Genomic DNA, 22,388 nt, shown 5'->3' with positions numbered 1-22,388 from the left:
ATATAGAGGTTTTTAGTTCACGTTTATTGAGTTTAAACTGAACCACCACCAATTTGTATTTTTTGTCATTCCCATAATCGATTACAAATGTAGATAAAAATAAAATACAAAAGCAAAACTTATTTTATATTCAGTTGAAAACATGAAATTCCTATAAAAATATAAGTCGTCATTTTTTGACAAAAAAAAATGTGAAAACTCGAAAAAAAGTTACATTTGTCTTGATAATAAATTACATACAATTTAAATAAATAAGCATGTCACAACATCAAGCAGAAATTGACGCTTTTATGGATGGCGTTAGAGCGAAACAAGCTCACGAATCTGAATTTTTACAAGCAGTAGAAGAAGTTGCAGAAGCGGTTATTCCGTTTATTGCTGATAAACCTAAATACAAAGAGGCGAAAATTTTAGAAAGAATGGTAGAACCTGAGCGTACAATTATGTTTAGAGTGCCATGGTTAGATGATAAAGGTCAAATCCAAATTAATAAAGGATTTAGAGTTGAGTTTAACTCGGCTATTGGACCTTACAAAGGGGGGTTAAGATTTCATCCTTCAGTAAACTTATCAATTCTTAAATTTTTAGGATTTGAACAAGTTTTCAAAAACTCATTAACTACTTTGCCTATGGGTGGTGGTAAAGGTGGTTCTGATTTTGATCCTAAAGGAAAATCAGATAACGAAGTAATGAAATTCTGTCAATCATTTATGACTGAATTACAAAGACATATTGGACCAGACACTGATGTTCCTGCTGGAGATATAGGTGTTGGAGGAAGAGAAATAGGATATATGTTTGGACAATACAAAAGATTAAGAAACGAATTTACTGGAGTTTTAACTGGTAAAGGACGTAACTGGGGTGGTTCTTTAATTAGACCAGAAGCAACAGGATACGGTACAGTGTATTTTGCTAAAGAAATGCTAGCAACAAAAGAAGATTCTTTTAAAGGTAAAACAGTCGTGATTTCTGGATCAGGTAACGTTGCACAATATGCATTAGAAAAAGTTATACATTTAGGAGGTAAAGTTGTTACTGTTTCTGATTCTTCTGGATATGTTTATGCACCTAATGGTTTTCACTCAGAACATTTAGATTTCTTAATGGATCTTAAAAATGTTAGAAGAGGTAGGGTAAAAGAAATTGCTGATAAATTTGATGGTTTTGAATTCCACGAAGGGAAAAAACCGTGGGAAGTTGCTTGTGATGTTGCTTTGCCATGTGCTACTCAAAATGAGTTAAATGGAGATGAAGCTAAAATGTTAATAGCTAACGGTTGTATTTGTGTTGCTGAAGGAGCAAACATGCCATCTACACCTGAAGCAATTGCAGTTTTTGCTGATGCTAAAATATTATTTTCTCCTGGAAAAGCTTCTAATGCTGGTGGTGTTGCTACTTCTGGATTAGAAATGTCTCAAAACTCTTTAAGATTGTCTTGGACAGCAGAAGAAGTTGATGAAAAATTACATGGAATTATGGTTTCAATCCATGAAGCTTGTGTAAAATATGGTAAAGAAGGTAATTATGTTGATTATGTAAAAGGAGCAAACATTGCTGGATTCGTAAAAGTTGCAGATTCGATGTTAGATCAAGGGTTGGTTTAATTCAAATAATTACTTAGATATAAAAAAGCTCCATTTAAAATGGAGCTTTTTTTATTTAAGAGAAGTTCCAAGATACATTCCTCCAGCTATTATTATGCTTGATATTGTAACACCAATTGTTACAGCCAAAAATGCTTTTTTATAATCCATGCCAAGAATATAGGCTGCTAATGTTCCGATATATGCTCCAGTAATTGGAAGAGGAATCATTACAAAAACCATTAATCCCCATAAACCATATTTATCAATACTACTTTTAGTTTTCTTTTTAGCTCTTTTCGATAAGTAAACAGCACCTTTTTTATAAGTACGACTCTTCCATAAAGTTTTATTTGAGAAACTAATGCCTTTAAAAAAAAGAGGAAAAACTAAAATGTTTGCAATCCATCCCACTAAAAAAGCCCAGCCAACAGGAAGGTTATTCATAACTCCATAGGGAATACCTGCCCTAGCTTCTCCTAAAGGAGATATGCTAATTAAGAAAGTAGTGATAAATTCAGTTAACATTTGTTTAACCTTTTTTTAAGGATTACAATATCGTAAAAAATCGGATGTAAGTAACTTATTTTAGCTAGATGATATTTTTTTGTCGTTAACTTATCTATTTAAGTAAACAAACTTTATAAATACTTTCGTTGAAAGTAGTAAATTCGTTTTTTCTAAAAACAAATATTATGTACGGCAAATTACAATCAGATTTACAGAAAGAATTAAAGAACATAGAAGATGCTGGTCTATATAAAAAAGAACGAATTATTACTACACCTATGGGTGCTGAAGTTAAAGTTAACACAGGTGATGACGTGGTAATAATGTGTGCGAATAATTATTTGGGTTTATCTTCTCATCCAAAAGTAATAGAAGGAGCTAAAAAAGCACTTGATACTCATGGATATGGAATGTCTTCGGTTAGATTTATTTGTGGAACTCAAGATATTCATAAAACATTGGAAAAAAAGATTTCTGATTTTTTAGGTATGGAAGATACTATTCTCTATGCAGCTGCATTTGATGCTAATGGAGGAGTTTTTGAGCCATTATTTGGTGCTGATGATGCTATTATTTCTGATGAATTAAATCACGCCTCTATAATTGATGGTGTTAGATTATGTAAAGCTGCTCGTTACCGTTATAAAAATAGTGATATGGCTGACTTGGAAGAACAATTAAAAGCTGCTCAAGCTCAGCGTAACAGAATTATTGTAACAGACGGCGTGTTTTCTATGGATGGATATGTTGCTAAGTTAGATCAAATTTGCGATTTAGCTGAAAAATATGATGCGATGGTTATGGTTGATGATTGTCATGCTACAGGGTTTATTGGTAAAACGGGAAGAGGAACACACGAGCATAACAATGTAATGGGGAGGGTAGATATTATTACCTCTACTTTAGGAAAGGCTCTGGGTGGAGCAATGGGTGGTTTTACTTCAGGTAAGAAAGAGGTGATTGATATGTTACGCCAACGCTCCAGACCATATTTGTTTTCAAATTCATTATCACCTTCAATTGTAGGAGCATCAATTGAAGTATTTGACCTTTTAAGTACAACAACTGAGTTAAGAGATACTTTAGAATCGAATACGAATTATTTTAAAGATGGTTTGAGAAGAATTGGATTGGAGTTTAGAAATGGAGATTCAGCTATAGTTCCGGTAATGTTGTATGATGCAAAATTAGCTCAAGTATTTGCAGATAAATTACTAGAAGAAGGAATTTACGCTGTTGGATTCTTTTATCCAGTTGTGCCGAAAGATTTAGCACGTATTAGAGTTCAAATTTCTGCAGCTCATACTAAAGCCCATTTAGATAAAGCAATTAATGCTTTTGAAAAAATTGCTAAAGAATTGGGAGTTATAAAATAATTAGAAACAGTGATAATAATAAAGGCGAACCAGTTGGCTCGCCTTTATTATTTTAGGATATATTTTTGTTAAAAATCAAAGTCAGGATCTGAAGCTCTAACGTAGGATTTTTTCTTAGGTTTAATTTTTTTGGTAAATAAAACATCGATTAATTCGTCATCTACAGTTACCATAGTTCTACTCATACCATTAATAATCTTTACAACTTGATCAGGGTATCTATACTTACGGTCTACTTTTTCATACTCATCATCTACAAATCGTAAATACATTTCGTTGGGATCAATTGCGCCGCCTTTAACAGTTACTTTTCCCATAAAACAATCTGCCATACTACCTTTTCTAAAAGTAATTATAACATCATTGTAAGTTCCATCATCAACATCTTCCGCTCCTCTTTTTTCAAAAACTTCAGCATATTTTTGATAACAAGTAATTTGACTGTCGTCTTCTGTTTGAGCTTTTAAAGTACTTATTGTAATTAAAGTAAGTAAGCTTAGTAATAATTTTTTCATAAGTGTAATTCTTAAAAGTGGATATAAAAATAGAAATACTTTATTTATTATCTAAATTTGATAATTAAAAAATGTGTTATAATCGTAAAATATCCTATTTATAATGAGTTTAAAGTTAATAAAAAACAATTTTATAGAAGCTAAACAAATTTTAGACCAATTTTTGACTGATGAAAATAACTTAACTAAAATTGTTGAAGCTGGAGATTTGATGGTAGATTCATTTTTAAAAAGTAAAAAAGTAATTTCTTGTGGAAATGGAGGTTCTATGTGTGATGCAATGCATTTTGCAGAGGAATTAACAGGAAGATTTAGAGAGAATAGGCAACCTTTAGCTGCAATTTCAATTTCAGATCCATCTCATATTTCTTGTGTGGGTAATGATTATGGATTTGATGAGATTTTTTCAAGATATGTTTCAGCAGTTGGAAATCCAGGAGATGTGTTGTTGGCAATAAGTACTAGTGGAAACTCAAAGAATGTATTAAGAGCAGTTGAAGTAGCTAAGCAAAAGGGCATAAAAGTTATTGCGTTGACTGGAAAAGATGGAGGTAAGTTATCTGAAATGTGTGATGTTGAAATTAGAGCTCCACACTCTCAATACTCTGATAGAGTTCAAGAAATACACATCAAAGTAATCCATTCATTAATACATTATATAGAAGAAAAATTACAGTAAATGCTAGTTAAAACTTTTGGTAGTGCTGTTGTTGGCGTTGATGCGATAACAATTACTGTTGAAGTAAATGTTGATCGTGGCATGAAATTTTTTATGGTAGGACTACCAGATAATGCTGTTAAAGAAAGTCAACAAAGAATAGAATCAGCACTGAAAAATGTAGGATATAAAATGCCTGGTAAAAAAACAGTAGTTAACATGGCACCAGCAGATATCAGAAAAGAAGGATCTGCCTACGACTTAACTATTGCTATCGGAATATTAGCAGCTTCAGGACAAATAAAAGATGATAGAGTTGGCGAATACTTAATAATGGGAGAACTTTCATTAGATGGAAGCTTACAGTCAATTAAAGGTGCTTTACCAATAGCTATTCAAGCTAGAAAAGAAGGTTTTAAAGGGTTTATTTTGCCTAAAGCTAACGCAAGAGAAGCTGCAATTGTTAACGACATTGAAGTTTATGGTGTTGATAATATTAAAGAAGTTATTGAGTTTTTTAACGGTGATAAAAAACTTGAAGCAACAGAAATTGATACCCGAAAAGAGTTTTATGAAAACTTAAACAGTGTAGATTTTGACTTTTTAGACGTTAAAGGCCAAGAGAATATTAAAAGGGCCTTGGAAATAGCTGCGGCTGGAGGGCACAATGTAATTTTAATAGGACCTCCTGGAGCAGGTAAAACAATGCTTGCAAAACGATTACCTACAATATTACCTCCGCTATCCTTAAATGAGGCACTAGAAACAACAAAAATTCATTCAGTAGGAGGTAAGTTAGCAAAAGAAACCTCTTTAATTAGTGTAAGGCCATTTCGATCGCCACACCACACCATTTCTGATGTTGCTTTAGTTGGAGGAGGTGGATTTCCTCAACCTGGTGAAATTTCTTTAGCACACAACGGAGTACTTTTTTTAGATGAATTACCTGAATTTAAACGAACAGTTCTTGAGGTGTTAAGACAACCTTTGGAAGATAGAAGAGTTTCTATTTCTAGGGCAAAATTTACTGTTGACTATCCTGCAAGTTTTATGCTGGTTGCCTCTATGAATCCATGTCCGTGTGGATATTATAATCACCCAGAGAAAGACTGTGTTTGTTCGCCTGGTGTAGTACAAAAATATTTAAGTAAAATTTCAGGACCACTATTAGATAGAATTGATTTACATGTTGAGGTTACTCCTGTATCATTTAATGAATTAAGCTCAAAGGTCGAGGTCTCTAATAGTGAAAGTAGTAATCAAATTAGGGACAGAGTTATAAAAGCAAGAGAACTTCAAGAGGAAAGATTTTCTAAAAATAAAGGGGTGCATTCAAATGCACAAATGAATGCTAAACAATTAAGAGAAATTTGTGTTATTGATGAAAAAGCTCAAGGCTTATTAAAAAAAGCAATGGATAAATTAGGTTTATCTGCAAGAGCTTATGATAGAATTTTAAAAGTAAGTAGAACTATTGCTGACCTAGATTTTTCTGAACAGATTAAAACAAACCATGTAGCTGAAGCTATTCAATATAGAAGTCTAGACAGAGAAGGGTGGGCTGGTTAAAGTACAAAAACATTATTTCTTTATAAATAAAAAAGGGCTTTGAATATTTCAAAGCCCTTTTTTGTGTTAGTATTCTAACAAAATTATTCTTTAATAAATTTGATAGGATTATCTATTCCTTCAATTTTAACAAAGTACATTCCTTTAGATAAATTAGAAATGTTAATTGTTTCAATATTTGAATTGATTGAATTAGTATAAACTATGTTACCTAATACATCAATAACATTAATTGAGTTATTAAGAAGCTTGTTATCAACAGAAATATTTAATGCAGTTGAAGCTGGGTTCGGATATACATTTAAAACACCATTTTCAACTTCATTAATTCCTACTGTACTACATACATCTACGGTTACAGCTTTAGTTTTAAATGCACTTACTCCACAAACATTAGATGCTGCAACACCAACTGTTCCAGACATTGTACCGACCGTAGCAGTAATGTTTTGAGTAGTACTAGTGCCTAACCAATCTGCTGGTAATTGCCATACATAGAATACATCTGGAACTGAAGGACAACCATAACTAGCAAGAGAATCTTGACATACAGTAGCAGGTCCGCCAACAACAAGTGGTTTAGCAGGAGCAGCAACAATTGTAATAAATGCACCTTTAGATACTGTTGTTTGGCCACCAGCATCTCCAACAGTAAGTTGAACACTGTAACTTCCTGGAGCAGAATAATAAACTTGAGGATTTTGAACGGTTGCATCTAGTGCAGTCCCTCCGAAAAATTGCCAGTTCCAATCAGTAAGAGTTCCTCCAGTAGTTAAATCTGTAAACTGAATAGTATCACCAACACAAGCAATTAAAGGAGAAGCGTTAAAATCTGCAGTTAAGTTTGTGTTTAAACTATTCCATTTCCAGATACCATGTTCAACAGAACTTACAGTAAAATAACCTGACCAACCAACAGTTGGATTGACAAATTCACAAACAGTATGTTGGTCAGTATCAATAATATTCCATGTAGTTCCACCATCCTCACTATAAGAAGAACCTTGTGTACCAGTTGTAAATATCACTTCTGTGCCTTCAATATAACACAACCCACTTTCAAACACTGATCCTGTAGTAGTTAATTGAGTCCAGTTAGCTCCAGCGTCTGTAGTTTTATATACAACACCACCAGTAGTTAAAACTCCAGTATAACCGTCTTTAAATGAGTAATTTGAACCACCCATATCAGTTACAGGAGTTTGGTACACATTCCATGTATATCCTCTATCTGTAGAGTGATAAAGTCTCCCAGTATTTGTTCCATACCAAACAGTGTCTCCAACTACTTCAATGTCTCTAACATAACCATACTCTCCAGCTGTTGGATTCGGAATGTTTGCTCCATTTACAAGATTCCATGTAGCACCACCATCAGTGGTTGTATAGTTTTCGTATTCTCCATTAATTGGATCTCCTTGGCAAAACCCATTGTTAGCGTCCCAAAAATGAACAACATTACTAAAAGATGAAGCATTATTATAAGAAGCACTATTTTGTCTTGTCCAATTTGCTCCTCCATCTGTAGTTTTCCATATTCCGCCTGTTTGTCCAGCAGCTTGAGGATAAGCAACCAACCATGCATTCATGTCATCTATTGCAGAAACCATAGAAATACCTAAGTTAGGATCACCAATGTCAATTGTTTGAACGCTCCAGTTATTTCCTCCATCAGTTGTTTTAGTCATTTCTTGGTAGTTAGCACCACCACCAGTACCATCTTGACCAATAGCCCATACGGTATTTATATCAACTACATCCATGTGTCCAATTCCTGTACTTGCATTTGTAAATCCAGAGTTTTGTATAATCCAAGCACCATAAGGTTCAAGGCTAACATTAATATAGTCTGTTCTTGTTTTTGTAGCTGCACTTTGTGTGTTGGTTACTGTTAATTCAACGGTATAAACCCCTGCCGTAGAATAAGTAATAGCTGGTGGTGTCTGACCATTAAAACTTGAAGGAGTTCCTCCAGGGAATGACCATTGCCAATCTGTAATAGTGTTTCCGCCATCGATAGATTGGTCTGTAAATGTTACAGTTTGCCCTTCATAAATTGATGTTGGAGCTCCAATAAATTGAACTAAAGGATCACCTGTAACAGTTGCAGCAACACAAGCTAGAGCAGCAGCAGCGTCAATTCTTGGTCCAATATCTCTTGTGCCGCCAGTTGGTACTCCAGTTGTTTTTAAACAGTTCTCTATTTGAGTAGGTGTTAAAGTTGGGTTAATGCTTAGCATAGAACCAACTAGCCCAGCAGCAAATGGTGTTGCCATAGAAGTACCTGATATCGCAGCATAATTTCCTGTAGAACCACTATAGTATGTACTGTTTAAGCCGCCAAAGCTATTTGAACCAGCACCTCCACCTGGTGCAGCAATATCAACAAAAGAAGTAGCACCATTATAATTTGTAAAACTTGAAGGTGAATTATTTCCATTAACAGATCCAACACAAATAACATTGTCATATGCTCCTGGATATTGTAAAACTGTATTCCCATCATTTCCAGCAGCAGCTAAGAAAACCACTTCAGGATAAGAATTAATTAAGTTTTGCATAGCAGTACTGTTACCTGTACCTCCATAAGACATGCTAACAACATTGGCTTCATTAGCACAAGCCCATGCAACACCCTCAAATCCATAATATATTGCATCACCACTTGGAGCGTTATCTGGAGTTGCTTTAACTCCAATTAATTCGCAATTTGCACCTAAAGAAGCAACACCAATAGAATTATTAATATCGGCAGTTGCTAAGCCAGCACAGTGAGTTCCATGAGCCCAACCTCCACCAGCAGGAGGAGTAGCATCAGCATCATTGTCAGCAATATCCCATTGCTTATATGTTGTCAAATCAACGTGATCAGCATATACTGCATTATCAACAATTGCAATTTTTATTGAGTTACTACCTTGGCTAATATCCCATGCAGCTTCAGAACCAACTAAATCATGATACCATTTTCCAGTACCATTATATAAAGGGTCATTAGGTACGAAGTTTAACTTATAAATAGGTTCTTTTTCAGCATATTCTACATCCTCTAATTGACTTAACTTTTTTATGATTTCATCAATTTCAGCGTAATTGCTAAATTTTAAACGATAAATTTTTTGTAATTCATCTTTTCCTGTGTGATAAACTGGACGATTAAAGTCTGAAATTGAGAACGCTTTAAGAGCATTTCTTAATACAGGGTAATCACCAATATTTTCATTTTTAACCAATGATTCAGGTTTATCTTTTAATGTTTCAGCTGTTTGAACATTTTTCTTGAGTTGAAACAAGATGCTACCATCCAAAAAATTGGAATCATACGTTTGGGCAAACCCAAAGCTACTTATCAGTAAGCCGACTGCCAAAGCAATTTTTCTCATACTTATTTTAGTTTAGTTAGTGTAAATTAAAAGAGTATTAAAATTACTAAATAAGTTTTAATAAATAAATTTTAATTTCCCACACCCTTGGATTGTTGAGAATTTAACAATAAAAACAGTTATGTTTAATTTAATTGAAAATGATAACCTATGTTAAATTCCGTAAAGTCTGCTTGACCAAAATTTGCATTTATATGTGTGCCAATAAAAAAGTTGTGTTGAGGAAGTTTATTTGTATTAATTAGATACAGATTCAAACCCATTCGCGAAGCAAATAGTTTTTTTAAATAATAAGTTGGCCCTTCATTTTTCTCATATACGGTATTAAATTCTTTATAAAACGGCTTATATAAGTTTAAACCTCCCATTACATCTAATCCAATGTGCCCCATTAAAAACTCTGAGCCAATAAAAAAATAGATGTTAGAAGAATTAATTTTTGGGGCTGAAATATAATCAGCGTTTTGAGTTGTTACGATATAATTATTGTACTGTTCATAATAACGATAAGCAAACCCAGTTCTCACTTTTAAGTGTTTATTAAATATGATTCCTAAAGATAGAGCTGAAGTGTAAACTTCTCTTTTTGTACCTCCGATAGGTTCTGCAGTTCCGCCTAATTCATGAAACCCTATCCCTTGTCTAAAATTAATGAAGATGGATTTTGATTTTTGTTTTGAAACAGAAAGGAGATTCTTAGGTTCTTTTTTAGGATTGTAAAATTGAGCAGCTAAACTTAATAGTCCTGAATTTAATCCAAAATTAGGGAGCTGTGTGTGTCCGTTTGAAGCATGAGAATATCCTCCTCCGAAACGAAGATGTAACCCATTATTATGGTAAATGGTTTTATATAAAAAAGCCTGAAACCCCCAAGTGAAACCAGAGCCAATAGCAACGTTGTCTGTATTACTAATACTGTCAAAATGAGTAGTAAAGTAAGAAGCTCCAATGGCTAATTTTATGTAAAAAGGATTTTTTTTATTTTTTAACTTAAACTGTATATAGGGTGATAAGCTAAACTGATTACCGTAAATTTTATTATTACCTAGGTTGGACCCAAAAAAAGCTAAACCTGTTTCGGGAAAATTGTAATATCTTGCCCAACTTGAAGTGTCCGTATTAAAAGAGCCTAAATTAATAGCAAATGCAGTTTGAAGAGTTGATTTTGGGAAATTAACAGAATAGTTAGGGACTATTTTCCCGCCCATTAATTCGGTTTCTAAAAAGTATTTTGATTGTCCAAAGGAGCTACAAACAACAATTAAGAAAAGAAAGAAAAGTGATATCTGTTTAAAGAAAGTAATAACTAGAGTTTTAGTGTTCAAATATAAAAATATAAAAGCAATAAAAAGGGCTATGAATTTCATAGCCCTTTAATATACTTATCGTTTAATTTATTTTCCGTGACATTGTTTAAATTTTTTACCACTTCCACAAGGGCACAAATCATTTCTACCTACTTTTTTCTCAACTCTTACAGGTTGGGCTTTTGGTTTTTCTGCTTGTTGAGGTTGTCCTTGTTGTTGAGGAGCAGCATAATTATCCGGTCTGCTAGTTTGAAGATTACTTACTTCACTTTTTTGTGGAGCTTGCGCTTCTTTTGTTTCAATTTCTGGAGCACCTTCTTTTGGCTGAGGTAAGCTACATTTCATTAAGAAACTAGCTACTTCTTTATTTATTTTTAATAACGAAGAATTAAATAATTTAAATGCCTCAAATTTGTAAATCAGTAATGGGTCTTTTTGCTCGTAAACTGCACTTTGTACCGATTGCTTTAATTCATCCATCTCACGTAAGTGTTCTTTCCAATCCTCATCAATCATCGCTAAAATCACATTTTTTTCTGTAGATTTTATTAACTCTTTGCATTCGTTTTGGTAAGTTTTTTCGAGAGGAGTTGATACATTTAAAACTTTTTGACCATCTGTAATTGGCACTAAAATGTTTTCGTAGTGAGCTCCTTGATTTTCATAAACATCCTTAATAACAGGGAATGCCATTTGAGCAATTAACTCAGATTTTTTGTGATAGTGAGTTAATGCTAAATCATGTAATTCTTCAACTAATTCTATTGCATTTCCTTCAAAAAATTCTTTTTCTTGGAAAGGATTTTGAATAGATAATAAACGAATTAAATCAATTTTATAGGTTTCGAAATCACCATGATCTTGAGCATCATTTACAATGTCTTCACAAACATCATAAATCATGTTTGATATTTCAACCCCAAGACGTTCTCCATGTAAAGCATTTCTACGTTTAGTGTAAACAACCTCACGTTGCGAGTTCATAATATCATCGTACTCTAATAATCGCTTACGAATACCAAAGTTATTTTCTTCTACTTTTTTCTGTGCTCTTTCGATTGATTTAGTAACCATTGAATGCTGGATAACTTCACCTTCCTCAAGGCCCATTCTATCCATTAATTTAATGATACGCTCTGAATTAAATAAACGCATTAAATCATCTTCTAACGAAACAAAAAATTGAGATGAACCTGGGTCTCCTTGACGACCAGCACGACCTCTTAATTGCCTGTCAACTCTACGAGAATCGTGGCGTTCAGTACCAATAATTGCTAAACCTCCAGCTTCTTTTACACCCTCTCCTAATTTAATATCGGTACCACGACCAGCCATATTTGTTGCAATTGTTACAGCTCCTGGTTGACCTGCTCCGGCAACCACTTCAGCTTCACGTTGGTGTAGTTTTGCATTTAATACATTGTGGTTAATGCCTTTCATTTTAAGCATTCTTCCTAATAACTCAGAAATTTCAACAGAAGTAGTACCTACCAATACGGGTCTTTTTTGATTTACTAATGTTACAATTTCATCAATTACTGCTGTATATTTTTCTCTTTTAGTTTTGTAAACCAAATCTTGTCTATCATCTCTGGCTATAGGTCTGTTAGTTGGAATAATAACTACATCTAATTTATAGATATCCCAAAGCTCCTGTGATTCAGTTTCCGCAGTACCAGTCATTCCCGAAAGTTTATGGTACATTCTAAAATAATTTTGTAAAGTTACAGTTGCATAAGTTTGCGTAGCAGCTTCAACTTTCACATTTTCTTTAGCTTCAATAGCTTGGTGTAATCCATCAGAATAACGACGGCCATCCATAATACGGCCAGTTTGTTCGTCAACAATTTTTACTTTATTGTCCATTACAACATACTCAACATCAATCTCAAACATTGCATATGCTTTCAATAATTGGTTAATAGTATGGATTCTTTCTGCTTTTACTGAGTAATCTTGTATAACTCTATCTTTTTCAGCAAGTTTTTCAGCTTCTGAAGTATTAGATTTTTCTATCTCTGCAACTTCAGAACCAATATCAGGCATGACAAAGAATTTTGGATCTTCTCCTGCTCCAGTAATTAAGTCAATACCTTTTTCTGATAATTCTACTGAGTTACTTTTTTCATCCACCACAAAAAACAAAGGTTCATCTGCCTTAGGCATTTCTTTGTTTTGGTCTTGCATGTAGTAATTCTCAGTTTTTTGGAGCATGGCTTTAATTCCTTGCTCACTTAAAAACTTAATTAAAGCTTTGTTTTTTGGGAATGCTCTATGTGCTCTTAATAGAGCTAAGCCACCTTTTTCTTGATCTTCTTTACTTATTTTTTCTCCATTACTTAATGGAGATAATAATTTTTTAGCTTCACTTAATGCTTCAGTAGCAAATTTCTTTTGTTCAGCTACTAATTTTTCAACTCTAGGTTTTAATTCATGAAACTCATGTTTGTCTCCTTTAGGAGTTGGACCAGAAATAATTAAAGGTGTACGTGCATCATCAATTAAAACAGAATCTACTTCATCTACAATTGCATAATGATGTTTCCGTTGAACCAAATCTTCTGGCGAGCGAGCCATATTATCTCTTAAATAATCAAATCCAAATTCGTTATTTGTACCATAAGTAATATCTGCTAAATATGCTTTTCTTCTTTCTGGCGAATTAGGTTCATGCTTATCAATACAGTCAACAGTCATTCCATGGAATTCAAAAATTGGAGCCATCCATTCAGAATCCCTTTTTGCTAGATAATTATTTACTGTTACCAAGTGAATCCCTCTTTCAGCAAGAGCATTTAAATATACGGGTAATGTACCAACTAAAGTTTTACCTTCACCAGTTTGCATTTCAGCAACTTTTCCTTGGTGTAACACACTACCGCCAATTAATTGAACATCGTAATGAACCATAGCCCATGTGACTTCTGTTCCAGCTGCTAGCCATGAATTATGATAAATTGCTTTATCACCATTAATCTCAACGCTATCTCTTTGTGCAGCAATATCTCTATCCATTTGGGTTGCGGTAACCTCTATGGTTTTATTTTCTGCAAATCTTCTTGATGTTTCTTTTATAACAGCAAAGGCTTCAGCTTGAATTTCTAGTAAAACTTCTTCAATTTGTTCAAGAACTTTTTTGTCTAGTTCATCTATTTCATTGTAGATGTTTTCTTTATCATGAATGGAAAGATTATTGTCTTCGTCAATTTTAGTTTTTAACGCTGCAATTTTATCTTCGGTTTCTTTTGTATATTCTTTTATTTTTGATTTAAAAGAATTTGTTTTAGCTCTTAATTCATCATTAGACAATGAATTAAGTTGAGTGTAAACTGCATTAGTTTGCTCTATTATAGGTGATAATTCTTTTAAATCTCTATCGGTTTTGCTTCCTAAAAAAGTTTTTAGAACTTTATTTAATAATCCTGCTCCAGCCATCTTAAATATTTGTTTATAAATGAATCGCTACAAAGTCAAAAATTTTACCATTTTTACTAGTCGGACAATTTGACTTGTATAACCGACAAATGTAGTTAATTAACTAAGAACTTTGAAGGTTGAAATAAAAAAACAGTATTGATTATTTACATTTTTGATTATGCGCTCAATTATTTATATTTGTGGCTCGTTAAATTTATATGAATCAAGTAAAAACAGAAAGTATAGTAGCAATTAGCTTAATGGAAAAATTGAAATGCTATGCTCAAATTTTAAAACTTAAGATTACTGTTTTTGTAGTGATTTCAGCAGTTTTTGGTTATTTTATAGGAGCTGCAACATATAATCTTTCAGAAATTATAAGTTTAGTAATAGGTGGCTTTTTAGTTACTGGTTCTGCTAATACGTTTAATCAAATTATTGAACGTAATCATGATAAACTTATGACAAGAACAGAGGGTAGACCTCTGCCTCAAAATAAATTAAATGTAAATGAGGTAATTGTTTTTGCTTTTTTGTCAGGAATTATTGGAATTACTGTTTTATGGATTGCCTTAAATCCACTAAGTGGTGTGCTAGGCTTATTGGCTATTTTTATGTATGCTGCAATTTACACTCCTCTAAAAAGAATTTCTCCTTATGCAGTTTTTGTTGGTGCTTTTCCCGGAGCAATCCCTCCAATGTTGGGGTTGGTAGCATCAACTGGTAGTTTTGGCTTTGAGGCAGGTATGTTGTTTGCTATCCAGTTTTTATGGCAATTTCCTCATTTTTGGGCCATCGCTTGGCGTTTGCATGGGCAGTATCAAAAAGCCGGGTTTAAAATGTTGCCTTATGATAAGAAGAATAAAACTAGCGCTGTTATTATTTTTATTAGCAGTTTATTATTAATGCTTTCTAGTTATTTGCCTGAATATTTTAATGTAACTGGAAGAATTGCTACAGTTGGTTTGTTCTTACTGTCTTGTTTAATGGTTTTTCCAGCATTTAAGTTAATGCAAACTCAAGATGATAAATATGCATTAAGAGTAATGTTGATGTCTTATGTGTATTTGATTTTTTCTCTTTTATTTATTTTGGCAGATAAAGTTTAACAATGAAAACGGAAGCCTCTTATAATAAACTAATCACATCTATTTCTATAATATTACCAATAGCTGTTGCTACTTTATTTGGTGTTAGATTGCCTAATGTTGAACCACTTAGTTTTCTACCTCCTATTTATGCTTCAACAAATGGCTTAACTGCAATTTTTCTTCTTTTAGCAGTAGTTGCAATTAAAAATGGAAATCGTATTCTTCATGAACGATTAATGAAGGCATCTTTAATTTTGTCAATTTTGTTTCTGTTGATGTATGTTGCCTATCATATGACATCAGATCCTACTCCATTTGGAGGTGAAGGAAGTATAAAGTACCTTTATTACTTTATACTAATTTCTCATATTATTTTATCAATTGCAATTATACCATTAGTATTAATTACTTATGTTAAAACGTTGTCAAATCAATTTGATAAACATAAAAGGATTGCAAAAATTACTTTTCCTTTATGGCTTTATGTTGCTGTTAGTGGGGTGGTAGTATATTTAATGATTTCCCCTTATTATTAATTATCTTCTAAAGATAGATTAGTTGATTCTCCATTAAAAAATGTGTACTGATACTGAATAATTTTTATAAATTCAGTTTCTACTTCTTGAATTAGTTGTGCAGTTAAGAGAAATGTTGTTTTGTCGTATAAAAACTGTTTAGATATTTTATATGTTTCATTTTCATAAATCTTTATTTCTAAAACATTATCAAAATCATCATAATAATATTTTTCGGTTTTTGTGTTAGAAGTGCTTAAGTCTTCATTTGTTATTACCTCAATGATGCGTCCTTTTTCATCATATTTATAAGTGGTTTTATGTTTTTTATTTCCAATTAAAAACTTGGTATATTTTTCACTTAAATATCCTAGCTCATTGTAATAGTCAATTTGCTCTTTATATGGTTTTTTATAATTGTTATAAAAGGTCTTTTGAATTTGTTTATCACTAAGTTTTTGATAGGAAAAACTATCACTTTTGATTATATAGCGATTGCCTAATTGGAAATAATTTTTCGCTTCACATAAATTTTCTTCCCTACAATATGTTTGTTTGTTTATTCCTCCTAATTTATCATAAGAAAACTCATGTGAATAATACCCATAAGTATCATTTTTACGAATCAATTCTAAATTGTTATTAGTATCATAATAATAATTAATCACATTAGTGTCTTTTCTAAGTCTAGCATCATGGAAAGTGGAAATCTGCATGGTTAAATTTCCAACAGCATTAAACTCGTAATAAAAATCGAGTCCTTTAGTTCTGATAATATCTTTTACTTTTTTTGTAGATCGAGAGCCTTTGATTGATTTTATTTTATTCAGGCGAATAAAGTTTGTGTTGAAAAATGGTTCGTCACTAAAAAGAGGTTTATTAAGGTCTAATATTTGACCAAAAGAGCTTAAACTAAAGCAAATAAATAGAATGGATATAGTGATTAACTTGTTCAATGAAGTTTTATTAGAAGTACAAAGAACTATAAATAAAAAAGCATCTTAAATTTTAAGATGCTTTTTTATTAACTATATAATGTTTAATTACTCTTCGTCTTTATCAAAATATACAGCAGTCATGTCTCTATATTCCATTGCATTTGAAGGGAAGTTCTTTACATATACTTGAATTAAACGTGTATTTTCATCATAGAAAATAGGTAAAGTCGCTGCATCATCAACTGCTATCTGATCAGCTTGTTTGTACAATTCGTAACGCTTTGCCTCGTCAACTTCTCTTAAAGCTTCATTAAATTTAGCGTCAAATGCTTCACTTTGATATCTAACAGAATTTAAATAAGAATTTGTAGACATATCTTCAGGTACATTTTTACCATATAGTAAACTTAAGAAGTTTTCAGGATCTGGGTAATCAGCTATCCATGCTGATCTCCAAAATAATGCTTTCCCTGTCTCTAAGTTGTCTAAGTGCTGAGGAAATTGTAGCTGCTCAATATTAATTTTAACACCTAAATTTTCACTTAACATTTTTTGAACAACTTCTGCAATTTGAACATTTCTATCTCCACCACCAGAGTTAATTTGTAATGTAATTTCAGGGAATCCTTTACCATTTTCATACCCAGCCTTTTTAAAGTGCTCTTTAGCTTTTTCAGGGTTAAAGACATAACCTTCTATGCTTTCGTAGTCATAACCTTTAAAAGGAGGTACAAATCCATGAACTCCAGGTCTTCCATCTCCTTGTAACGTATATGTTACAATTGAATTTTTGTCAATTGCATAGTTAAAAGCTTTTCGAACATCAACATTGTCAAAAGGAGGAAGTTTATGTTGCATACCAAGATAAACAACACTCATAGCAGGAACAACTTGCATTACATAAGGCTTATTTCCGCCTTTTTTAGCATCTTCTAATTCACCAACAACATCTTTTATCATTTCAAGAGGCAAACGATAAACCATATCTAAATTACCTTTTCTAAATTCAAGTAATTCAGCTTTCTTTTCTTTAATGAATGAAAATTTAATTCCATCTAGATAAGGTAATTGGTTTCCATATTGATCATTTTCCCAGTAATCAGGATTTCTTTCAAGAATAACAGTTTCTGATTCTTTTATAGTTTTTACTCTAAAAGGACCTGTTCCGACACAATTTTTTCTCATGTCAATTCCATACATATCAAAAGCTTCTTTTGGATAAACCCAACATGCAGGGTGGCTAAGTATTTTTAAAAATCCTGCAAATGAATAGTTTAAGTTAAATTCAATAGTGTAATCATCTATTACTTTTATGCCTTCTATACCTCCAGCTAAAGGAGTTTTATTAATTGTTGACTCATAATACTCATTTGCTCCTTTAAGTCTATCTTTAAAAAATGGGAACATTTGATTTTCAGGAGAGCTTTCACATGCTTTTTCAAAACAATATTTTACATCGTTAGCATTAAGTTCTCTTCCTTTTCCATCAGTAAAACATTGATTATCATGAAATTTAACGCCTTTTCTAAGATGAAAAGTAAATGTAGTAGCATCTTCATTTATTTCCCATTTCTCAGCTAAAGATGGTAGAACAGTCAAATCTTCTTGGTTAAGTTTTAATAAACCTTGATAAACTTGATTGGTAATTCTATGTGCAACTACCTCTGTAATGTTTAAAGGATATAAACTTCGAAAGTCTTCAGTTTCGTTTAATTTGAAAACACCACCGTATTTAACACTACCTTTTGCTACCTTAGCATCATCTTTTTTAGTGTTCTCATTACCGCCACAACTTGTTAAAATTACTGCAGCACCTATCAATAAATAAATTAATTTTTTCATAATGTCTAATATAAACTTCTTTTCAAAGAAACACAAATATAATTAATACCTTATAATAATTTAAACAAACTTAGATAAACTCTAATTTTTTTTAGATGAAATGCGTTTATCTATTTTTGAGAATTTTATATTAACCAGTAAAATGTTTATTAATAACCTTTTCTAAAGGCCACAAATGGTATTTTTACAGATGAACGACTTTATGAGTTTCAACCTTATTATTTGAAGAAATTTATTTACATATTATTTGTTCTTTTATCACCATATCTTATTGAAGCCCAATCTTTAAGTAATTTTAAGGTTGCTATTATTTCCTTATCTTCAGATTCAGTTTTTTTAGATAGTTTAGCAATTGTTCCTCAGTCTGAATTACTTTATTTAGATGATGTTTTAATTAATAATTCGTTTTATGAAATAGATTATGGGGCATCAATTTTACGTGTTAAAAATCCTTCAATTTTAAATAAAAAGGTTAAAATTTCTTATCGAGTTTTACCAGTTTCCTTTTCAACATCCTATGAACATAAAAAAATAGGTCAAATAGAACGGTATGATCCGGTATCTAAAAACCCATTTTTATTTGAGTATGTTCCAGCGACTGAGGATGTTTTTTATTTAAATGGATTAAATAAAAGTGGAAGTATTTCTCGTGGAGTAACTTTTGGAAATAACCAAGATTTGGCCGTAAATTCCAGCTTAAATCTTCAGTTGTCAGGAAAAGTTACCAATGATATTAGCATTCTAGCCTCAATATCAGATGAAAATATACCTATTCAAGCAGAAGGGAACACGCAACAATTACAAGATTTTGACAACGTTTTTATTCAATTATTTAATGATCAATGGAGGCTTACTGCGGGAGATTTTTTTATGAAGCAACCTAAGAGTTATTTTTTAAATTACAATAAGAAAGCAAAAGGAGGAAGTTTTGAAATTGCGTTACAGCCAAGTAAAAAAAATGAAAACAGAATATTAACACCCTATATTAGTGCAGCAATTGCAAAAGGAAAATTTGCAAGAAATCAGTTTGTTGGAATAGAAGGGAATCAGGGGCCATATCGATTAAAAGGGAATGATAACGAAACTTTTATAGTAGTGCTATCTGGTACAGAACAAGTTTTTGTTGATGGTCAATTATTAAAGAGAGGTAATGAGTTTGATTATGTAATTGATTACAATACTTCTGAGATAACTTTTACAGCTAATTTTTTAATTACAAAAGATAAAAGGATAGTTGTAACTTTTGAATATTCGGACAGGAATTATTCACGTACGATTTATCATTTTAATACTGAATATGAGAGTGAAAAATTAAAACTGGATTTCAATATTTATTCAGAACAAGATTTAAAAGACCAACCTCTACAACAGGATTTAACAAATGAGCAAAAGTTAGTTTTAGCTAATGTTGGAGATAGTTTGCAAAAAGCTGTAGTACCAAATTTTACTGCTGTAGAATTTTCTGAAAACAAAGTACTCTATCAAATGATAGATACTTTAGGGTATGATTCTGTTTTTGTGTATTCAACAAATCCTGATTCTGCAATTTATCAATTAGGTTTTTCTCAAGTAGGAGCTAATAATGGAAATTATGTCCAAATACAGAGTTCAGCTAATGGAAAAGTATATGAGTGGGTTGCTCCTGTTGGCGGTATTCCTCAAGGAAATTTTGAACCTGTTATTTTATTGATTAGCCCTAAAAAATTACAAGTAACCACTTTGGGTGGATCGTATAAGTTTTCTGATAAATCAATTATTAGTTGGGAAGGAGCATTATCAAATTATGATAAAAACACATTTTCTACATTAGATGGTGAAGATAACATCGGTTATGCTTTTAAGGTAAACTCTATTAATAAAGTTAGCATAGATAATACTCAAGAAAAAGGTTGGCAAATGCTTGTTGGTGGAGGTTATGAATTTGTTGATAAGGATTTTAATTTTCTTGGTCCGTTCAGAAATATTGAATTTCAACGAGATTGGAACACATCTAATTTAACTTTGTTTTCTGACCAGCATTTAGGGCAAGTTCATTTAGGAATTGAAAAAGAAAAAAAAGCAAGTCTAGTTTATCAAATTGATGTTTTACAAAATATTAATGAATATAAAGGAGTTAAAAATAATGTGAATTTTAATTATAACCTAAATGGGTTTAATGCTATTGGTAGTGGTAGCTTTTTATATACTGATGGATTACAAAACACAAGGTTTTTTAGAAATAAGTTAAGATTAACTCAAAATTTAGGTTGGTTTGTATTAGGTGCAGAAGAAGAGTTTGAGCAAAATAAATTTTTGGTCAATTTATCAGATACCTTAAAAGCAAATAGTTATCAGTTTTTAGTTTGGAAATCGTTTTTACAAAATGCGGATACTTCTATTAACAAATACACGTTGAGCTACCAGCAGCGAACTGATAATGTTCCGCTGATTAATCAACTAATACCAACTACAAAAGCAGAAGATGTTGCCATTGGGTATGATTGGTTGAAAAACAAAAATCATATATTAAGAACAAAGTTTACTTATCGTAAATTAGAAATTCTCGAGCCTACTTTATCTGCAATTCAGCCTGATGAAAATGTTTTATCAAGATTAGAATATGTAGGGAAGTTGCTAAAAAGTGCAATTACATTAAATACTTATTATCAAGTTGGCTCTGGGCTTGAGGTAAAAAGAGAATTTTCTTATGCAGAGGTTCAGCCAGGGCAAGGTACACATGCCTATTTAGGAGACTTAAATGGAAATGGAGTTAATGATTTAAATGAATTTGAAGTTGCGGCATTTCAGGATCAAGCTAATTTTATTAAAATATTTACACCAACTAACGATTACGTAAGAACTTACACCAACGATTTTAATCAAGGGTTGTTTTTAAATCCGGAAACACAATGGGGAACAGGCAAGGGTGTTAAAAAGTTTTTGTCGCGTTTTTCAAACCGTACTAATTACAGAGTAGCTCGTAAAGTATCTGATAAAACAGATTATTACAATCCTTTTATAGGAAGTGTAGATGATAGTAGTTTGGTTACCCTTAATTTAGGATTTTTAAATACCATTTATTTTAATCGAACAAATACCAATTGGAGTGCCGACTTTACTTATCAAGATAATCAAGATAAATCTTTGTTAACTAATGGAAAAGAGTCGAGAAGATATTTTATTAGAACGCTAAAAGTTAGGTGGAATTTGACTCGAATAATAACCTTTAATACAACCTTAGCTAATGGAGTAAAAAACAATAAATCGCAATTTTTTACCAATCAAAATTACTATTTAACAAATTATGAAGCGGAACCCAAATTGGTAATACAACCAAATGTAAAATTTCGAATTACGATTTTGTATAAATACAAAGAGAAATACAATGATGAATTTTTAGGGGGGCAAGAATTAAAAGCAAACAAAGTAGGAGGCGAGTTTCGATATAATATTGCATCAAAAGGAAGTTTTTTGTTTAGTATTAATTTTATTGAAAATAAATACAAGAGCATAATAAATAACGAGAGCTTAAATTATGAAATGCTAGAAGGCTTGCAGCAAGGTTCAAATACCACATGGGAATTGGTGTTTCAACAAAATCTATCGAAACATATGCAATTAAGTTTAAATTATAATGGGCGAAAATCGAATGACGCTAAAATAATACATATTGGAGGAGTGCAGGTAAGAGCGTTTTTCTAA

14 protein-coding genes are annotated in these 22,388 nt (G+C 32.0%); 7 read left to right on the top strand and 7 right to left on the bottom strand.

From position 1 onward, the window contains the following. The first annotated feature begins 257 nt into the window (after positions 1-257). Positions 258-1,607, top strand: a complete 1,350-nt coding sequence (gene gdhA, locus FRY74_RS10920; protein ID WP_147101502.1) for an NADP-specific glutamate dehydrogenase — start codon at positions 258-260, stop codon at positions 1,605-1,607. Positions 1,608-1,658: 51 nt separating this feature from the next. On the opposite strand, the gene FRY74_RS10915 is transcribed toward gdhA, so the two are convergent. After that, on the bottom strand, positions 1,659-2,114 hold the full coding sequence (locus FRY74_RS10915) for a COG2426 family protein (protein ID WP_147101500.1): 456 nt from the start codon (positions 2,112-2,114) through the stop codon (positions 1,659-1,661). 167 nt (positions 2,115-2,281) lie between these two features. On the opposite strand from FRY74_RS10915, the gene kbl reads away from it, so the two are divergent. Then, a complete protein-coding gene (gene kbl / locus FRY74_RS10910) occupies positions 2,282-3,472 on the top strand; it encodes a glycine C-acetyltransferase (protein ID WP_147101498.1) in 1,191 nt (396 codons plus the stop codon). A gap of 68 nt (positions 3,473-3,540) precedes the next feature. Here the strand turns inward: kbl and FRY74_RS10905 are convergent, their stop codons facing one another. Then, positions 3,541-3,987, bottom strand: coding sequence for a hypothetical protein (locus FRY74_RS10905; RefSeq protein WP_147101496.1), 447 nt, complete (start codon positions 3,985-3,987; stop codon positions 3,541-3,543). 103 nt (positions 3,988-4,090) lie between these two features. On the opposite strand from FRY74_RS10905, the gene lpcA reads away from it, so the two are divergent. After that, positions 4,091-4,666, top strand: coding sequence for a D-sedoheptulose 7-phosphate isomerase (lpcA, locus tag FRY74_RS10900; RefSeq protein WP_147101493.1), 576 nt, complete (start codon positions 4,091-4,093; stop codon positions 4,664-4,666). Further along, positions 4,667-6,214, top strand: a complete 1,548-nt coding sequence (locus tag FRY74_RS10895; protein WP_147101491.1) for a YifB family Mg chelatase-like AAA ATPase — start codon at positions 4,667-4,669, stop codon at positions 6,212-6,214. It begins immediately after the preceding gene. A gap of 83 nt (positions 6,215-6,297) precedes the next feature. On the opposite strand, the gene FRY74_RS10890 is transcribed toward FRY74_RS10895, so the two are convergent. The 3 genes from FRY74_RS10890 to secA form a co-directional block, all read right to left on the bottom strand. After that, positions 6,298-9,597, bottom strand: coding sequence for a S8 family serine peptidase (locus FRY74_RS10890; protein ID WP_147101489.1), 3,300 nt, complete (start codon positions 9,595-9,597; stop codon positions 6,298-6,300). Positions 9,598-9,722: 125 nt separating this feature from the next. Then, complete coding sequence (locus FRY74_RS10885) at positions 9,723-10,805, bottom strand: acyloxyacyl hydrolase (protein ID WP_170228013.1); 1,083 nt, start codon at positions 10,803-10,805, stop codon at positions 9,723-9,725. Positions 10,806-10,991: 186 nt separating this feature from the next. Further along, the gene (secA, locus tag FRY74_RS10880; RefSeq protein ID WP_147101484.1) at positions 10,992-14,339 is read right to left on the bottom strand and encodes a preprotein translocase subunit SecA; all 3,348 of its coding nucleotides are present in this window, start codon (positions 14,337-14,339) and stop codon (positions 10,992-10,994) included. Between the two features lie 200 nt (positions 14,340-14,539). Here secA and cyoE point away from each other — a divergent pair, with 200 nt between their 5' ends. Next, the gene (cyoE, locus tag FRY74_RS10875; RefSeq protein WP_147101482.1) at positions 14,540-15,430 is read left to right on the top strand and encodes a heme o synthase; all 891 of its coding nucleotides are present in this window, start codon (positions 14,540-14,542) and stop codon (positions 15,428-15,430) included. A gap of 2 nt (positions 15,431-15,432) precedes the next feature. Further along, entirely contained in the window at positions 15,433-15,948 is a 516-nt protein-coding gene (locus FRY74_RS10870; protein WP_147101479.1) for a DUF420 domain-containing protein, read from the top strand. Here FRY74_RS10870 and FRY74_RS10865 read toward each other — a convergent pair. Both FRY74_RS10865 and FRY74_RS10860 read right to left on the bottom strand, forming a co-directional pair. Further along, on the bottom strand, positions 15,945-16,883 hold the full coding sequence (locus tag FRY74_RS10865; RefSeq protein ID WP_147101477.1) for a hypothetical protein: 939 nt from the start codon (positions 16,881-16,883) through the stop codon (positions 15,945-15,947). The two genes, FRY74_RS10870 and FRY74_RS10865, sit on opposite strands and share 4 nt — an antisense overlap. Before the next feature lie 87 nt (positions 16,884-16,970). After that, positions 16,971-18,707 (bottom strand): ABC transporter substrate-binding protein, encoded by a 1,737-nt coding sequence (locus FRY74_RS10860; RefSeq protein ID WP_147101474.1) that lies wholly within the window; start codon positions 18,705-18,707, stop codon positions 16,971-16,973. A 222-nt stretch (positions 18,708-18,929) separates the two neighbouring features. Here FRY74_RS10860 and FRY74_RS10855 point away from each other — a divergent pair, with 222 nt between their 5' ends. Continuing rightward, the gene (locus FRY74_RS10855; protein WP_147101472.1) at positions 18,930-22,388 is read left to right on the top strand and encodes a hypothetical protein; all 3,459 of its coding nucleotides are present in this window, start codon (positions 18,930-18,932) and stop codon (positions 22,386-22,388) included.

This window comes from Vicingus serpentipes, assembly GCF_007993035.1.
GTDB lineage: Bacteria > Bacteroidota > Bacteroidia > Flavobacteriales_E > Vicingaceae > Vicingus > Vicingus serpentipes.
Note: the sequence above shows the minus strand (reverse complement) of the source record. Positions and strands in the feature narration are given on the sequence as shown.

Excerpts from the sequence above, each read along its gene's own strand:
- gdhA (WP_147101502.1), top strand. The coding sequence starts at position 258 with ATGTCACAACATCAAGCAGAAATTGACGCTTTTATGGATGGCGTTAGA.
- FRY74_RS10915 (WP_147101500.1), bottom strand. The coding sequence starts at position 2,114 with ATGTTAACTGAATTTATCACTACTTTCTTAATTAGCATATCTCCTTTA.
- kbl (WP_147101498.1), top strand. The coding sequence starts at position 2,282 with ATGTACGGCAAATTACAATCAGATTTACAGAAAGAATTAAAGAACATA.
- FRY74_RS10905 (WP_147101496.1), bottom strand. The coding sequence starts at position 3,987 with ATGAAAAAATTATTACTAAGCTTACTTACTTTAATTACAATAAGTACT.
- lpcA (WP_147101493.1), top strand. The coding sequence starts at position 4,091 with ATGAGTTTAAAGTTAATAAAAAACAATTTTATAGAAGCTAAACAAATT.
- FRY74_RS10895 (WP_147101491.1), top strand. The coding sequence starts at position 4,667 with ATGCTAGTTAAAACTTTTGGTAGTGCTGTTGTTGGCGTTGATGCGATA.
- FRY74_RS10890 (WP_147101489.1), bottom strand. The coding sequence starts at position 9,597 with ATGAGAAAAATTGCTTTGGCAGTCGGCTTACTGATAAGTAGCTTTGGG.
- FRY74_RS10885 (WP_170228013.1), bottom strand. The coding sequence starts at position 10,805 with ATGGGCGGGAAAATAGTCCCTAACTATTCTGTTAATTTCCCAAAATCA.
- secA (WP_147101484.1), bottom strand. The coding sequence starts at position 14,339 with ATGGCTGGAGCAGGATTATTAAATAAAGTTCTAAAAACTTTTTTAGGA.
- cyoE (WP_147101482.1), top strand. The coding sequence starts at position 14,540 with ATGAATCAAGTAAAAACAGAAAGTATAGTAGCAATTAGCTTAATGGAA.
- FRY74_RS10870 (WP_147101479.1), top strand. The coding sequence starts at position 15,433 with ATGAAAACGGAAGCCTCTTATAATAAACTAATCACATCTATTTCTATA.
- FRY74_RS10860 (WP_147101474.1), bottom strand. The coding sequence starts at position 18,707 with ATGAAAAAATTAATTTATTTATTGATAGGTGCTGCAGTAATTTTAACA.